Origin of the sequence: Kribbella jiaozuonensis (assembly GCF_005233875.1) — a bacterium.
Taxonomy (GTDB): domain Bacteria; phylum Actinomycetota; class Actinomycetes; order Propionibacteriales; family Kribbellaceae; genus Kribbella; species Kribbella jiaozuonensis.
Genome location: NZ_SZPZ01000002.1, coordinates 642,393 through 658,174, shown reverse-complemented (window position 1 = coordinate 658,174; position 15,782 = coordinate 642,393). Strand labels below are relative to the sequence as shown.

Genomic DNA, 15,782 nt, shown 5'->3' with positions numbered 1-15,782 from the left:
GTAACTCACGAGGTCTTGTCGTGCTGGGAAATCGCCGCTCGCATGGTCGCGCGGGCGCGTCTGCGGTCTCCCGCTGCGTCGTACGCGGTCGACAACCGGAACCATACGCGCCAGTCGTCAGGAGCCGCCTCCGCCTCAGCCTGGTACTTCCCGAACGCCTCGTCCGCGGCCGCTCGATCGATCCGCCCGGACGGCCGCCGCGGCAGATCGTCGACCGGCAGACCACCCGACGCCTCCAGCTCACGCGCCAGTACTTCGGTCTGCCGGCCGAACTGCAGCTCCCGCCACACCAGATACGCGCCGAGCACCGGGATGACGAGAACGGCGATCCCCAGCACGATCGCGACCGGATCACCGGTCCCGATCAGCAACACCCCGCGCCAGCCAAGCAGAACGGCGTACGCGACGAAGACGACCGCGAGCAGGATCGCCGTCCGCTTGGCATTCATCTAGGCGAGGTCCATGAAGTGTTCGAGGCCGACCGTGAGGCCGGGGGTGCTGCCGATGCGGCGTACGCCGAGGAGGACGCCGGCCATGAACGACGTACGGGCCATCGAGTCGTGGCGGATCGTGAGGGTCTCCCCCTCGTCGCCGAGCAGGACCTCCTGGTGCGCGATCAGGCCGCGGAGCCGGACCCCGTGCACCCGGATCCCGTCGACATCCGCGCCGCGGGCGCCGTCGAGGGCGGTGGTGGTCGCGTCCGGGATCGGCTTGGATCCGGCCTCACGGCGCGCGTCCGCGATCAGCTCCGCCGTACGGCGTGCGGTCCCGGACGGGGCGTCGACCTTGTCGGGGTGGTGCAGCTCGACGATCTCGACCGACTCGTAGTACGGCGCGGCCTTCGCGGCGAACTGCATCATCAGGACGGCGCCGATCGAGAAGTTCGGCGCGATCAGTACGCCGGTGGACGGGCTGCTCGCGAGCTGCGACCGCAGCGTGGCCAGCCGCTCCTCGTCGAACCCGGTCGTGCCGACCACGGCGTTGATGCCGTGCTCGATGCACCAGGCCAGGTTGTCCATCACGACCTCGGGCCGAGTGAAGTCGACGACGACCTCGGCGCCGGCCTTGGTCAGCTCGTCGAGCTCGTCGCCCTGGTCGAGCCGCGCGACCAGCTCACAGTCGGCGGCCTCCTCGACCGCGAGACACGTCTGAGCGCCCATCTTGCCCTTGGCCCCCAGCACACCGACCTTGATCATGCGCACCCTTCCTGTCCGGATTTGTGGAACAGGATCTCATCCACGCGACCGGGCGCCCCGCTCGGCCTTGGGCACCCAGACCTGCAGCCCGATCGTCTGCCGGGGCGGGGCGAGCTGTTCGTAGTCGGCCTGGAAGTTCAGGCCGCACGACTGCAGTGCGGTGATCTCTGAATCCGAGATCTGCCGGTTGAGGATGATCAGCGGCGCCCGCTCCGGACGTCCCTTTCGGCAGACCTCCTCGATACCGGCCGCCGTCCGAGCACGCTCCGCCGGCGCGATCCACGCCTCGCCGAGCGGCCTGCCGCCGAGGATCAGCACCAGGCCGGCCATCTTGTCGAACGCCAGCATCGGGCGACCGCCCGGCTCCGTGTACGGCCGGAGGTCGGCGGCCAGCTGGCTGTAGTTCTCCTCGGCCGCCGGCGACAGGTACAGCCCTTTCAACGCGGGCAGCTTCGACGCCGCCGTCAGCTGCGAGTGCCCGACCGAGCGGTACGGATACCGGAACAATCCGGTGTAGGCGATCGAGGCGGTCGCGACCAGCGATCCCACCAGGACGAGTCCGAGCGTCACCCGCGCCACGATCGGCGTCGCCCAGATCCCGGTCAGCACCGCGATCATCACCGCGGCCCAGGCGGCGAACGCGTTGAACCCGATCGTGTAGAGCGCAGTGTTCGTCCCGAAAGCCTGCACGAGCGGCAGCAGCACGAGCAGGCCGAGGATCACCCAGGTCCGCATGTTCTCCCGGCTCAGCCGCGAGCACTCGGTCACGCCGAACCGGTGCGCGATCACCGCGCCGGCAGCAGCGACCACGGCGACAAGCACGGCGGCCAGGAGCGTCACGGCGTACGTCGCGGTGTGCTGCGATCCGCCGATTGCGCCGCCGTCGACGACAACTCGTCGTACGGACAGCACCAGCGCGACGAGCGCCAGGACAGCGGCGGCGAGGCGGAGCCAGCGCCAGCGGGCGATCACGGTGAGCGCGGTCGCGAGCAGCAGGAGGCCGTGGGCGCGGAGGGTTTGACCGAGCAGTTCGATCCCGCTCGACCAGTAGAACTGCAGCAGTTCGGTCGGCGAGTACGACGTACCCGCGATGAACTTGTTGACGGTCAGGATGCCCGGCACCGCGACGCTCAGGCGGACCACGAACAGCTGCACGACGAGCGCCACCACGGCGACCCCGCCCAGCGCGAAAAGGATGCCTCGGGCAACGGCCCGCCAGCCCTGACCGGCCAGGACGACGACCGCGGCCACAACGATCAGCCCGATCACCACGACCGAGGTCCACTTCGCCAGCACCATCATGCCGATCACCAGGCCGGCGACGACCGGCACCCAGAACGGCACCGGATCGCCGCGATCGACCGCCGTAGCCATCCACAGCACGCAGGACACCAACGTCAGCGCGCCGAGCAGGACCACATCGTTGTACCCGGGCGACTGAGGCAGCCAGGCGTAACACATCCCGCCCGCGGCCAGGATGATCGCCATCCCGGCCACTTCCCACAGCTTCGTCGCGGGCATCCCCGGCCGGCGCCCGCGCAACCAGCGCATGAAGCTGTAGCCGAAGAGCAGATGGACGACGATCACCGTGAACAGCCGGAACAGCCGCAGCCGGTCGATGTTGTACCCGAACCACTCGAAGATCGGCCCGTACAGGTACTGCACACCGGTCAGCGCCAGCGGATTGCTGTCCCACCAGCGATAAGACAGCAGGTAATAGCCCTCGTCGGTGATGTCGAAGCCCTCGTTGGCGGCCCGGCCGGCGGTCAGGATCCACCACGCCGACAGCCCGCCGGCGACCACGATCACCCCTACGAGCAGCACCATTCGCCTGCTCGCCGAGGAAACACCCACGGCCGCCACCCTAGGCCATCACTCAACAGCTATTACTCACGCCGGGGAGTAGGCGGTCTGCGCATCCTCGGCGAAATGGCACGAAACGGTCTGTCCGGAGCGGATCTGCCGCAGCTCGGGTACGTCGGTGCTGCACCTGGCCTCGGCCCGCAGGCAGCGGGTGTGGAACCGGCATCCGGACGGCGGCATCACCGGCGACGGCGGGTCACCGGCGAGCACGATCCGCTCGCGGCCCTTCCGGGCCAGACCGGGCTCCGCGGACAGCAGCGCCTGCGTGTACGGGTGCGCGGGTACGTCGTACACCTGCTGGTGCTGGCCGAGCTCGGCGACCTTGCCGAGGTACATCACCGCGACCCGGTCGGAGACGTGCCGGACCACGGACAGGTCGTGGGCGACGAAGATGATGCTGAGACCAAGCTCACGCTGCAGCCTCATCAACAGGTTCACCACCTGGGCCTGGACCGACAGGTCGAGCGCCGACACCGGCTCGTCACACAGCAGTACGTCGGGGTTGAGCGCGATCGCCCGCGCGATCCCGATCCGCTGCCGCTGGCCGCCGGAGAACTGGTGCGGGAACTTCGTCTCGTCCTCGGGCCGCAGGCCGACCAGCTCGAGCAGCTCGCGGACCCGGGTCCGGATGTCGAGTCCCCTGCCGACGTCGGGGTGGACCAGGAACGGCTCGCCGACGATCTCGCCGACCCGCATCCGCGGGTTCAGGCTCGAGTACGGGTCCTGGAAGACGACCTGGACGTTGCGCCGCCAGCGCCGCAGCTCGCGGCCCCTCAGCTTGCTGACGTCGACACCGTTGTACTCGATCTGCCCGGCGGTCGGCTTCTCCAGGGCGGCGAGCAGCCGGACCAGCGTGGACTTCCCGCAGCCGGACTCGCCGACGATGCCGAGCGACTCACCCTTGCGGAGTGTGAGGTCGACGCCGTCGACGGCGCGGACCAGAGTCTTGGCACCGAAGTTCAGCGCCGGGCTGATGTCGTAGTGCTTCACGACATCCGTTGCCACCAGCAACTCGTCGGCCATCAGACCGCCTCCTTCTCGGCGAGCGTCGTACGGCGGATGCAGGCGGCGTCACGTCCGGGTGCGACCGTGAGCAACGGCGGAATGTCGCGCGCGCAGTCGTCGATCGCGATCGGGCACCGGGTCCGGAACGCGCAGCCGGACGGGATCGCGCGCAGCGACGGCGGCGTACCGGGGATCGTCGGCAGCTCCTGGCCCTTCAGATCCGCCGACGGCATCGAGCCCAGAAGCCCTTCGGTATAAGGGTGAACGGGATGCTCGAGCGCCTCCGCGGTGGCGGCGCGCTCGACGACGTGCCCGGCGTACATCACCACGACGTTGTCGGCGACGTCCGAGACCACGCCGAGGTCGTGGGTGATCAGCACGACGCCCATCTGCCGCTCGGCCTGCAGCTCCGCGATCAGCTCGAGGATCTGCGCCTGCACGGTCACGTCGAGCGCCGTGGTCGGCTCGTCGGCGATCAGTACGTCGGGATCCAGCGCGAGCGCCATCGCGAGCATCACGCGCTGCCGCATCCCGCCGGAGAACTCGTGCGGGTAGTCGTTCACCCGCTTCGCCGCGGCCGGGATCCGCACCTGGTCGAGCATCTCCGCGGCCTTCTTCATCGCGTCCTTCTTGGACAGGCCACGGTGCACGCGATAGCACTCGGCGATCTGCGTGCCGACCGACTGGACCGGGTTCAGCGCGGACAGCGAGTCCTGGAACACCATCGTGATCCGGTCCCCGACGATCCGCCGGCGTTCCTTGGTCGTCATCTGGATCAGGTCGGCGCCGCGGTACTCCGCCGTACCCGTCAGGATCCGGCCGGGCGGCATCTCGAGGATCCCGGTCAGCGCCTGGGTCGACACGCTCTTGCCCGACCCCGACTCCCCCAGAATCGCCAATGTCTCGCCGGCCCGCACCTGCCACGACACGCCATCCACAGCGCGCACCGGCCCGCGGGGCGTGTCGAACTCGACGGTCAGGTTGTCGACCTTGAGCAGTACTTCGCCAATAGTCATCGGCCTGGTCGCAGCGGGACCGCGCCATTCAGGGCAAGGGGAAACCGCCGCTCCCTCCCTTCTGGCATCGGTGCAAAATGTCGGCGCATGCTGATTGGGTACTTGGCGTGTCCCGGTTCCGGATGTACCCGACCCCGGCGCAGGCCGGTGGTTTGCTCGAGCAATGCGCGCATGCCCGGTACGTGTGGAACCTGGCCTTGGAACAATGGTCGATGTGGACGCGCGACAAGCCGCCGACGCCTGGGTACCTCGATCAGGCGCGGCAACTGACCGAAGCACGAGCTGCGTTCGGCTGGCTGCGGGCGGGGTCGCAGACCGTGCAACAGCAAGCGCTGCGCGACTTCGACCAAGCCACAAAGAACTTCTACTCCGGTACCCACCGGCGACCCACCTGGCGCAACGCAAGCCTGTGCAAAGGATTCCGCATCGTCGGCCATCAAGCGTCCCGCGTTGTCAAACTCAACGGGAAGTGGGCCGCCGTCAACGTCCCGAAGGTCGGATGGGTGCGATTCAGGCTGTCTCGGGCCGTACCCGACGCGAAGTCCTACCGCATCACATGCGATCGGAGAGGTCGCTGGCACATCGCGTTCGCCGTCATCCCGCAGCCTGTCCCCGCACCAGGCACCGGCAAGGTGATCGGCGTCGACCGAGGCGTTGCCGTCTCGGCCGCCCTGTCCAGCGGTGAGCTCCTGACCTGTCCTGGACTGTCTGAACGCGAACTCGAACGGCTGAAGCAACTGCAACGCCGCCTTGCCCGGTGCCGCGACGGATCCCAGCGGTGTCGGCAGGTGAGAGCCTCGATCGCCAGACTGCATGCTCGGGCTCACGACCGTCGCAGGGACTGGGTGGAGAAGACCACGACCGACCTGGCTCGACGCTTCGATCTCATCCGCGTCGAAGACCTGCGGATTACCCAGATGACCAAGCGACCGCAACCCAGACATGACCCCGAACGACCGGGCACGTTCGTGCCGAACGGTCGCCGCGCCAAAGCCGGGCTCAACCGAGGAATCCTCTCCAACGGCTGGGGGCTTCTGGTACGTCGTTTGCAACACAAGGCCGCCGGCCGCATCGAGAAAGTCAACCCTGCGTACACATCGCAGACCTGCAGTGTCTGTAGGCATTGCGCGCCGGAGAACCGTGAGAGTCAAGCGGTCTTCCGATGCGTAGCCTGCGGGCATCGGGCCAACGCGGACGTGAACGCAGCCGTTAACATCGCGGCCGGACGGGCCGTCAGCGCACGCCGAGAGACGCCAGTACGGGTCTCGCCGAAACGTGAACCTCAACGCGCTACCTCCGCGTAGTAGTTGGAATCCCTGACTTCGAGCCGGGGAGGACGTCAACGCAGCAACTTCGGGTCGAGGGCGTCCCGGATCGAGTCGCCGATGATCATGAACGAGATCGTCATCGTGGAGATGAACAACGCCGGCCAGATGAACAGGTGCGGGGTGTCGCGGTACGACGCGGCCACGCCGAACTGCGAACCCCACGAGATCGACGGCGGCTGCAGACCGACGCCGAGGAAGGTCAGCGCGGCCTCCAGCCCGACCATCCCGCCGATGCCGAGCGTGGTCATCGCCAGCAGCGGCGCCATCGCGTTCGGGAACACGTGTTTGCGCAGGATCCGCAGCGGCGGCGCCCCGATCGACCGGGCCGCGAGCACGTACTCGCGGTTGCGGACCGAGAACACCGTCGCCCGCATCAGCCGCATGCCGCCGGGCCAGCCGATCAGGAAGATGACGCCGACGATGATCCAGATGCTCCGGTTCTGGACGGAGTTCAGGATCACGATCAGCACCACGATGCCCGGGATCGAGAACAGTACGTCGGCCGTCCGCGAGATCAGGCCGTCGACGAACCCCGGGAAGTACCCCGCCAGCAGGCCGAGCGAGCCGGCCAGGATGAACACGCCGAAGCTCGCACAGATGCTGACCAGCACCGACGGGCGGGCGCCGTAGATGACGTTGGCGAAGTAGTCGCAGCCCTGGATGTCGAAGCCGAACGGATGCCCGGGACCGCGGCCCTGCCGGCTCTTGGCGAGCTCGCAGAACCGCGGATCGGCGGACGTGAACAGCTTCGGCACCGCTGCCATCGTGAAGAACGTCAGCAGCAGCAGGCTGCACAGTACGAACTGCGGCTTGCGCAGCAACGCCCGCAGCAGCTCGCGGTTGGACAGGGTGCGGCCGTCGCCGAGCTCCTGCGCCTCGGCGCCGACGGCCGCGGTGATCTGTTGGACGTCAGACATTGCGCACCCTCGGATCCACGACGCCGTACAGCACGTCGACCAGCAGGTTGATCACGATGAACGAGATGAAGGCCAGCGTCGACAGCAGCACCACGACGCCACCCTCCTTCAGCTTGATCGCCTGGAACATGAACTGGCCGAGCCCGGGCAGGTTGAAGATGCTCTCGGTGATGATCGCGCCGCCGAACATGCCGGCCAGGTCGAGACCGATGAACGTGATCACCGGAAGCAGCGCGTTCGGCAGGATGTGCCGCCACAACACCCGCTGCTCCCCCAGGCCCTTGGCCCGCGCGGTCTTCACGAAGTCCGCGTTGACCGTCTCCACGATCGACGTCCGCAGCAGCCGGGCCAGCCCGGCGAACCCGAGGACGCCGATCACCAACGCAGGCAGCAGATACGACCTCGGGAACCCTTCGAGCACACCCGACACCGGGAACCATTTCAGCTCGACCCCGAACAGGTACTGCGCGGCGAAGTACGCCACCAGTCCCGGCACCGCCAGCAGCACCAAGGTTGTCAGCAGCAACGACCGGTCGACCCAGCCGTTGCGCTTGAACCCGGCGTAGATGCCGAAGAACAGCCCGAGCGTCCACTGGAACGCGTTCGCCAGCAACGTCAGCTTCAGCGTGACCGGGATCCGCAGCCGCAGCTGGTCGGCGATGTCCGCGCCGGCGAACGTCGTACCGAAGTGGCCGGTGAGGATGTCCTTCATGCTCAGCAGGTACTGGACGATGAAGGGGTCGTCGAGGTGGAACTGGGCCCGTTTGGCCGCCAGCACGGCCGCCGGGATCGGCTTGTCACCGGCCAGTTCACGCAGGGGGTCTCCGGGCATCGCGAAGACGAGCGCGTAGACCCCCAGCGTGACGACCAGTCCGATCGGGATCGCCGCGAGGACGCGGCGAGCGACGAATCGAATCACTTGAACGTGGCCCAGAGCGCCGAGACACCGACGTACTTCGACACCCGCGGCTCGATCTTGGCCGAGTGCAGGTACGCGTTCGACTTGGTGTACAGCGGGATCAGCGGCATGTCCTCGAGCGCGATGTCCTCGGCCTGCTGGTACAGCTTGATCGCCTTGTCCTGGTCCGGCTCGGCGTCGCCCTTGGCCAGGACGGCGTCCAGCGCCGGGTTGCTGTAGCCGGCGAAGTTCGCGTCACCGTTGGACTTGAACATCGGCGTCAGGTAGTCCTCGATCGACGGGTAGTCGTGACCCCAGCCGCCGAACCGCAGACCGTCCAGCTTGCGGCTGTCGGCGAGCTCGGTGATCTCCGAACCCTGCTTGCCGGTGTACTTCACCTGCAGGCCGAGGTTCTGCCGGAGCATGTTCCCGATCGCCTCGGCGAAGATCTGCCCGGTCGCGGACGTGGTGCTGTAGCTGATGTTGACGACGCCGGAGAAGCCGCCGGCCGCCTGCAGATCGGCCTTCGCCTTGCCGGCGTCGAAGTCGCAGTACTTGCAGGCGTCGGCGCGGTAGCCGTTGATGTCCGGCGCGATCAGGCCCTTGGCCGGGTCGGACAGGCCGACCAGGTCGGCGAAGGCCTTGCGGTCGATCGCCTCCGAGAACGCGTGCCGCAGCTTCGGGTTCTTGTACCGCGCGTCCCAGGCCGGGAACACGAGGTAGTTCGCACCGGAGCTCACGCTGGTCACCCACTGGTCCGGCGCGTCGGTCTTGAAGCTCTTGACCTTGGTCGACGGCACGTCGGTGAAGTCCACGTTGCCGGCCAGGAACTCGTTGTAGGCCGTGTCCGCGTTCGGGATGAACCGGTACGTGATCGAGTCGGCCTCGGGCGCGGCCGAAGCCTTGTAGCCGTCCCACTTGGCCAGCTTGATGTCGTCACCGGCGTTCCAGTCGGCGGCCAGCTTGTACGGGCCGTTGCCGATCGGCTTGCGCTTGTAGGCGTCCGGGTTCTTCCGGACCTCCTCCGGCAGCGGGGCGAGGCCGAGGTACTGCAGGGTCAGGCCGAACTGCGAGAACGGCACCTTCAGCTTCACGGTGAAGGTCAGGTTGTCGACCTGCTTCAGGCCGCTCAGCGTCTTCACCGCGGTGGGCTTCGGCGTGGCGCCGTCCGCGGTCGGCGGGTTCAGCGCTTCGTACCCGTCGACCTTGGAGAAGAACCCGTTGTTCTTCCAGGCGTTCGAGCCCTCGGCGGTCATGTTCCAGCTGTCGACGTAGTCCTTCGCGGTGACGGCCTGGCCGTTCTGGAACGTGTTGCCGGGCTTCAGCTTGATGGTCCAGGTCTGGCTGGTCTTGTCCGGCGTGACCGAGTCGGCCATCACGTTCTGCAGCTTGCCCGTGTTCGGGTCCGTGGTCACCAGCGGCGCGAACATCGCCATCGCGATCTGGATGCCCGGACTGCCGTTCTCGTTCAGCGGGTTGATGTACTCCAGCGGGTCGGCGGCGATCGCGATGACTTCGCTCTTCGCGCCACCACCGGAGCCGCTGTCGCTGCTCTTGCCGTCCCCACACGAGGCGAGCACCAGCGCTAAGCCGAGTGCCGCCCCCACTACCCCAGTCAGACGTCGCACGGTCAAACCAACTTCCTCGGCGGGAGGGCCGCTAGGCGGGCGGATCAAGCGTCATGGTTGCTGGTCGAAACTGCGCATGTCAACGTTGTCAGGCACAAAGCGGCGGCGCGTAACGTAGGCGTTACTTTGCCAAGACCTCAGATGACCAGCCGTTCCTCACGGCGCGAGCACACACTTAATCAGATCAGTCCGTCGGAGTCATCAGATGACAAGCCAGATCACAGCAATTTGGTCATGTGCTCACAAATGCTCAGTCTGGCCCTCCAACGAGTATTCGAACGCTTGCACGCAGTTATTCGTGCTGCGCGGCGAACAGCCGGGCGAACCGGCCGGTTTGCCGCGCCATCAGTTCGGGGTAGGTTCCTTGCTGCACCACCGCGCCGCCGTCGATGACGTAGATGCGATCCATCTCACGCAACGTCCAGGCGCGGTGCGATACGACGATCGTGATGCGTGCTTGCTTGGTACGGCGGAGGTCGGCGAAGATCTCGCGCTCGGCTTCCGCGTCGATCGCCGACGTGGGTTCGTCGAGGATCCAGACGCCGGCGTCCCGCAGCCGGATCCGCGCCAGCGCAAGTCGTTGCCATTGGCCACCAGATATGCCGGTGCCGCCCCACTGCTGACCCAGCTGCGTGTCCAGGGACAGGCCGACCGCGAAGGTATCCGCGAGGGCGGCGTGCACGGCGTGGTCGCTCACCGGGTCCGGCGATCCGAGCGCGACGGCATCGCGGAGGGTGAACTCGAAGCGGCCGAATTCCTGTACCAGCAGGCCGAAGTACCCGAGACGCTCGGCCTCGGTCAGGTCCGCTGCGTCCTTGCCGTCGATCAGCACCCGTCCGCAGTCCGGACTCAGGCTGCCGACGAGCAGGTTGATCGCGGTGGACTTCCCCGCACCGTTCACGCCGACCAGCGCGACGAGTTCGCCGCGGCGCGCCTCGATGCAGACGTCCTGCAGCACAGGTGCTTCGCCGTACCGGAAGCTGACGTGCTCGAGGGCGATTGATTCAACCTGCGGTACGACGGTCTGGCGCGCGGCGGGCGGCACGCCGTCGACGAAACGCCTGTAGATCATGGCCTGCGGAGCCGCGGTCACGATGCTGCCGAATGCGTACCCACATTGACGGATCGCGTTGAGACCGGTGATCGTGCCGGCAACCGCAGCGGCGGCCGCTCCCCCGTCGGCGCCACCGCCCACGAGAGCAATGAGCGCTCCACCGAAGAGCAGGACGGTGACGACTGCCGCGCCCAGCTCGAAGTTCATCGCCGTCCTGATCATCCGGTCGAGGACGTGAGTCGCCTGCGTCCGGCTGTCGGCGATCAGGTCGGCAACCTTCCACCCGGATCCGAGAACGGCGAGCTCGGTGCCTGAGCGCTGCTGGATCAGTTGTTCGGTCGCGTACGCCGCCGCGCGCTCGTGCTCGCCGACCCGCGGCCACCCCTTCGCCTCCATCCGCGAGATCAGCGTGAACGCGAGCACGGTCGGCACCAGCGCGGCGAGCACCAACAGGCCGGACAACAGGTTGATCGACGCGATCGCGATGCACAACAGCACCGACGTGACCGCCGCGCTCAACACCTGCACCGGCTTGCCGGCGACATCACTCATGGGATCCGTGGCGGACTGACTCGCCTCCAGATCCCTGACCACGTCCGGCTCGGCCAACCGACTCGGACTCAACCGCGCCGCCACGTGCGCAAGCTCAACGCGATAGTCGAGCCTCAGCCGCAACATCATCCGCTGACCGGCGATGTTCGACACCTGGGTGATCGGGTACATCGCGCCGACCACGACGGTCAGCCCCAGCAGCGGTCCCCAGGTCCCACCGCCGTCGACCAGCGAACGGATCAGCACAACCTGCGCACCCGGCAGGAACGCCAGGACCAGTTGCAACATCGAGTACGCCGCCAGCCACCCCGGAGCAACCCGGACGGCATCGACCAACGACGTGCGGGCAGTACGAAACGCATCCAGCACAAGGATCCTCTTCCACGCAGAGCAGGCCGGAGCCGCGCCTTTCAGCGCAGCTCATCTCAGCCGTCAAATGCGTGTCATCCCTGAATCGGGCCCCGCCCGTCCAGATGGGATCCAGTGGCAGATCACGTTGTGACGCAGGACTTTACCGGGGTGGAAGGAGCTGTGTCACGAGCGCGTCCGCGGTCCACTTCTCCCAGCGCGCCGGCGACCAGCCCCGGCGCGTGGTGAAGAACTGGTACATCTCCGGGCTCTGCAGAGCGAGTGCGATATCGGTCGCCATCGCGACATCGAGCCCGTCGCGTAGCGCGGTCTTGCCGGCGAGCGCGGTGATGAACCGCTCCATCGCGACGGCCCGCTGGGCGTTGTTGGTCATCCACAGCTCGTGGATCTCAGGATCACCCGGCGCTGCATGCGCGACCACCTGGAGGACCGGCGCGACCCGCTCGTAGATCTCCCGGGCGATCCCCGCCAGCTCATGCAGCTGCGCTACCGGATCCGGATTGTCGATAGCGGCCACCACCCGCGGCCGTTCCAGTGTCGGCACCGGTTCGTCGTCCCCAGCGACCGCGACGTCGAGCAACTCACTGAGCAGCGCGCGCTTGGTCCGGAAGGTGAAGTACAGCGTCTGCACCGCCATCCCGGCCTCGTCGGCGATCGCCTGCATCGACGTCGCGGAGTACCCCCGGCTGATGAACAGGGTCTGCGCCGCGGTCCGCATCCGTTGCCGGTTGGCCTGCGCCTTCTCCGCTCGCGTGCTCATGACCGGCAGACTACCAGTTGACTAGAGCGAGTCACTAGTGATTCGCTAGTGTGACACTCTAGTGAATCGGAGCTGCGATGACCGAGACCCTGCCCGCGCCGACCGGCCTGCGCCGGCAACTGCGCACCACCGCACGACTGACCGCGTTCATCGGCGGGCCGGTGTTCTGGCTCGGGACCCTGCTGCATCCCGCCCGCGACGGCTGGAGCATCGCGGACGTCGGCGAGCGCTACGGGCTCACGCATGACATCCAGGCAGCCGGCCTGGCACTCCAGATCGTCTGCCTGGCCAGCATGATTGCGCTGGGCAACCAAGTCTCCCGGCGCCGCGACCTCGCCGCCTGGTACGCCGCGCTGGTCGGCACCTTGCTCTGGTTCGCGTTGATCATCTTCGACGGCTCGCACAACCCGGTGCGGGCTGAGTACGCGCCAAGCATGGTGCACGAACCCGCGGACCTCGACACACCCGCCGCTCTGATCGTGTTCCCGGCGTTGCTCGTCTTCCCGCTGAGCTATCTCTGGCTGGGATGGACGCTTCGGCAACGGCTGACCGGCGTACTGCTCGGTGTCGGCGCCCTTGCCTACACGATCGGCGGCCTGTTCATCTTCACGTCAGGCCCGAAGTTCGGCCTGATCCAGATCTTCGAGGTCGCCGGCGCGACCCTGTACGCCGTCGGCTACCTCCTCCTCGGGCGGCGGGTATGAACCTCATCGAGTCGCTGCTCTCCCCCGCGGGCCGGACCGATCCGTTCCCGCTGTACGCCGAGGCGCATCGTCTCGGGCCGGTCCTGCCGATCACCGACACCGTCTTCGTGATCGTCGGCTACGCGGCGGTCAACGAAGTACTGCGGAATCCGGGCTTCGGATCCGGACCGATCCGTCGAGCCAACCGGCGCTGGAGTTGATGCAGCGATCGATCCTCCGGGCCAACCCGCCGGAGCACGGGCGGATGCGGTCGCTGATCTCACAGGTCTTCACGCCACGCCGCGTCGCCGCTCTGCAGCCGGCCATCGAGAAAGCGGTCGACGACCTGCTCGACGGTCTTCCGGCTGAGGTGGATTTCATGGACCGGTTCGCCTTCCAGCTGCCGGTCACGGTCATCTGCGAACTGCTCGGCGTACCAGCATCGGAGCGAGATCGCTTCCGGCCGCTCGCCTCCGATCTGACCGCAGCGCTCGAACTCACCGATACGTCCGACGAATCCGCGGACGCGGCGGCGCGTGAGCTGGGCGAGTACTTCGTCCGACTGATCCGCGATCCGGCGCCCGGCAGCCTCGTCAGTGCGCTGGTCGCCGCGCGGGACGCGGGCGACGGACGGCTGTCCGACGAGGAGCTGCTCGCGAACCTGATCCTGCTCCTCGTCGCCGGGTTCGAGACCACGACGGATCTGCTCGGCAACGGCCTCGCGATCCTGCTCGGCCAATCACACCTCGCCTCAGATCCGGCGGCCTTCGTCGAGGAGGTCCTGCGCTACGACTCCCCCGTGCAGGTCACGACCCGCGTCGCTCGTACAGACGGGCTGTCGGCGGCCGGCGTCTCGATGCCTGCAGGCAGCGATCTCATCCTGCTGCTCGGCGCCGCGAACCGTGATCCGGCACGGTTTCCGGAGCCCGATCGCTTCGATCCGGCGCGCGCCGACAACAAACCGCTGAGCTTCGGCGCCGGCGCGCACATCTGCCTGGGCAACAGCCTGGCTCGCTTGGAGGCGAAGGTGGCGTTCGCTCGCCTGGTCGACCGCTTCCCGACGATCACGCCGGCCGGCCAGGCCACCCGCCGCGACCGCCTCGTCCTCCGTGGCTACCGGACACTGCCCGTCCGGCTCAGCTCGGCGGGATGTTCTGATTCAGGTGGAAGAGGTTCCCGGGGTCGTACTTCTGCTTGAGTGCCTGCAGTCGGTCGTACGTCGTCGCGCCGTACGCCGAGCGGATCCGGTCGCTGCCCTCGTCGGTGAGGAAGTTGATGTAGACGCCGGCCTGGTGGGGTTCGAGGGCCTTCGAGGACTCGCGGACCCACTCGCGCTGCGCGTCGAACCCGTCCGGACCGAGGGTGGCGCCAACGAAGTTGAACGCGTGCCCGTGCGAGCGGCCGCCGTACGCCGTGCTGTCCGGGTCCACGCGTGAGATCGCGCCGCCGAGCTGGAAGATCGGGAACAGCGAGAACGGTGAATCGATCGCCTGACCACGTTCGACGGCGATGTCGATCACCTCGTCGGTCAGCTCGTCGACGTCGCACGCTCGGGTGTAGTACCAGCGCCCGTGCGGGAAGGTCGGGTCGAGCATCGACTGCAGGCTCAGGAACGGCCGCGCGGTGCAGAGGTCCAGCATCGGTGGCGCGAAGGCCTTCAACGGCGCGACCACTCGCTCGCCGTCCTCGACGGCACCGGAGTAGCTCACCACCACGACCACCGCCGGCCGGGCGTGCAGCTCGGACGGGATCGTCGGCAGCGAAGGAAGACACCGGTGGACGATCGCCGTGGTCAGCTCATCCGGGACGTCCTTGATCCAGTCACGGTAGAAGCGCATCACCTCAGGAGATTGCTCCATCGGCCACGCGATGATTCCGGCGTACACGGTCGGGCCGACCGGATGCAGCTGGAACTCGAACTCCGTGACGACGCCGAAGTTCCCGCCACCGCCGCGGATCCCCCAGAAAAGCTCCGCGTTGTGTTCCTCGTCTGCCGTCAGCAGCTCGCCCTCGGCCGTGACGACATCGACCGAGAGCAGGTTGTCGATCGTCAGCCCGTGCTTGCGCATCAGCCAGCCGATCCCGCCACCGAGCGTCAGCCCGGCAAGCCCTGTGTGCGTGACGATTCCGGCCGGTGTCGCCAGGCCGAACTCCTGTGTCTCGCGGTCGAGCTCCCCCAGCAGTACGCCGGCCTGCGCGCGAGCGGTACGCCGTACCGGATCGACCCGGATCCCCTTCAACGGACTCAGGTCCAGCACGATCCCGCCGTCACACGTCGAGTGGCCCGGGAAGCTGTGCCCGCCACCCCGCACCGCGACCGGCCCGCCGGTACGACGCGCATACGCGAGCGCACTTCGCACATCGGCGACGCCGGTACATCGTGCGATCACCCCGGGCCGACGATCGATCGACCCGTTCCACACCTGGCGATACTCGTCGTACGACGGATCGCCCGGATGAATCAGCTCACCCCGGAAGTCCTCGAGTGTGCCCACGACCTGCCCCCAAGCCTC

15 protein-coding genes are annotated in these 15,782 nt (G+C 67.6%); 4 read left to right on the top strand and 11 right to left on the bottom strand.

All coding sequences use genetic code 11. The annotated features are described in order from the left end of the window. Positions 1-5: 5 nt before the first annotated feature. The 5 genes from FDA38_RS14710 to FDA38_RS14690 form a co-directional block, all read right to left on the bottom strand. A complete protein-coding gene (locus tag FDA38_RS14710; protein WP_137254594.1) occupies positions 6-449 on the bottom strand; it encodes a hypothetical protein in 444 nt (147 codons plus the stop codon). Then, on the bottom strand, positions 450-1,196 hold the full coding sequence (dapB, locus tag FDA38_RS14705; RefSeq protein WP_170989741.1) for a 4-hydroxy-tetrahydrodipicolinate reductase: 747 nt from the start codon (positions 1,194-1,196) through the stop codon (positions 450-452). It abuts the gene before it with no gap. 36 nt (positions 1,197-1,232) lie between these two features. Then, positions 1,233-3,023, bottom strand: coding sequence for a hypothetical protein (locus FDA38_RS14700; RefSeq protein ID WP_137254592.1), 1,791 nt, complete (start codon positions 3,021-3,023; stop codon positions 1,233-1,235). A gap of 63 nt (positions 3,024-3,086) precedes the next feature. Further along, positions 3,087-4,082 carry an ABC transporter ATP-binding protein gene (locus FDA38_RS14695; RefSeq protein WP_137254591.1) on the bottom strand — a complete coding sequence of 332 codons (996 nt, stop codon included), beginning with the start codon at positions 4,080-4,082 and terminating at the stop codon, positions 3,087-3,089. Beyond that, positions 4,082-5,080, bottom strand: coding sequence for an ABC transporter ATP-binding protein (locus FDA38_RS14690; protein ID WP_137254590.1), 999 nt, complete (start codon positions 5,078-5,080; stop codon positions 4,082-4,084). The genes FDA38_RS14695 and FDA38_RS14690 overlap by 1 nt, the downstream gene beginning before the upstream one ends. A gap of 107 nt (positions 5,081-5,187) precedes the next feature. On the opposite strand from FDA38_RS14690, the gene FDA38_RS14685 reads away from it, so the two are divergent. Next, positions 5,188-6,384 carry an RNA-guided endonuclease InsQ/TnpB family protein gene (locus FDA38_RS14685; RefSeq protein ID WP_137254589.1) on the top strand — a complete coding sequence of 399 codons (1,197 nt, stop codon included), beginning with the start codon at positions 5,188-5,190 and terminating at the stop codon, positions 6,382-6,384. 35 nt (positions 6,385-6,419) lie between these two features. Here the strand turns inward: FDA38_RS14685 and FDA38_RS14680 are convergent, their stop codons facing one another. From FDA38_RS14680 to FDA38_RS14660, 5 genes are all read right to left on the bottom strand, one after another. Beyond that, positions 6,420-7,325 carry an ABC transporter permease gene (locus tag FDA38_RS14680; protein ID WP_137254588.1) on the bottom strand — a complete coding sequence of 302 codons (906 nt, stop codon included), beginning with the start codon at positions 7,323-7,325 and terminating at the stop codon, positions 6,420-6,422. Then, positions 7,318-8,244: an ABC transporter permease gene (locus FDA38_RS14675; RefSeq protein WP_137254587.1), complete on the bottom strand. Its 927-nt coding sequence runs from the start codon at positions 8,242-8,244 to the stop codon at positions 7,318-7,320. The genes FDA38_RS14680 and FDA38_RS14675 overlap by 8 nt, the downstream gene beginning before the upstream one ends. Further along, positions 8,241-9,851, bottom strand: coding sequence for a peptide ABC transporter substrate-binding protein (locus FDA38_RS14670; RefSeq protein ID WP_137254586.1), 1,611 nt, complete (start codon positions 9,849-9,851; stop codon positions 8,241-8,243). Before FDA38_RS14670 ends, FDA38_RS14675 begins: the two co-directional genes overlap by 4 nt. 292 nt (positions 9,852-10,143) lie before the next feature. Further along, the gene (locus FDA38_RS14665) at positions 10,144-11,826 is read right to left on the bottom strand and encodes an ATP-binding cassette domain-containing protein (protein WP_233714718.1); all 1,683 of its coding nucleotides are present in this window, start codon (positions 11,824-11,826) and stop codon (positions 10,144-10,146) included. 142 nt (positions 11,827-11,968) lie between these two features. Next, positions 11,969-12,586: a TetR/AcrR family transcriptional regulator gene (locus tag FDA38_RS14660; protein WP_202877689.1), complete on the bottom strand. Its 618-nt coding sequence runs from the start codon at positions 12,584-12,586 to the stop codon at positions 11,969-11,971. A gap of 77 nt (positions 12,587-12,663) precedes the next feature. Between FDA38_RS14660 and FDA38_RS14655 the strand changes: the two genes are divergently transcribed. Genes FDA38_RS14655 through FDA38_RS14650 form a run of 3 tightly spaced genes read left to right on the top strand, consistent with a single transcriptional unit; the run spans position 12,664 to position 14,467 of the window. Continuing rightward, positions 12,664-13,290: a hypothetical protein gene (locus FDA38_RS14655; RefSeq protein WP_137254585.1), complete on the top strand. Its 627-nt coding sequence runs from the start codon at positions 12,664-12,666 to the stop codon at positions 13,288-13,290. Then, positions 13,287-13,490 carry a hypothetical protein gene (locus FDA38_RS42645; protein ID WP_202877688.1) on the top strand — a complete coding sequence of 68 codons (204 nt, stop codon included), beginning with the start codon at positions 13,287-13,289 and terminating at the stop codon, positions 13,488-13,490. Before FDA38_RS14655 ends, FDA38_RS42645 begins: the two co-directional genes overlap by 4 nt. Further along, positions 13,490-14,467 (top strand): cytochrome P450, encoded by a 978-nt coding sequence (locus FDA38_RS14650; protein ID WP_202877687.1) that lies wholly within the window; start codon positions 13,490-13,492, stop codon positions 14,465-14,467. The genes FDA38_RS42645 and FDA38_RS14650 overlap by 1 nt, the downstream gene beginning before the upstream one ends. Here the strand turns inward: FDA38_RS14650 and FDA38_RS14645 are convergent. Further along, positions 14,406-15,764: an FAD-binding oxidoreductase gene (locus FDA38_RS14645; RefSeq protein WP_202877686.1), complete on the bottom strand. Its 1,359-nt coding sequence runs from the start codon at positions 15,762-15,764 to the stop codon at positions 14,406-14,408. The two genes, FDA38_RS14650 and FDA38_RS14645, sit on opposite strands and share 62 nt — an antisense overlap. Positions 15,765-15,782 lie beyond the last annotated feature (18 nt).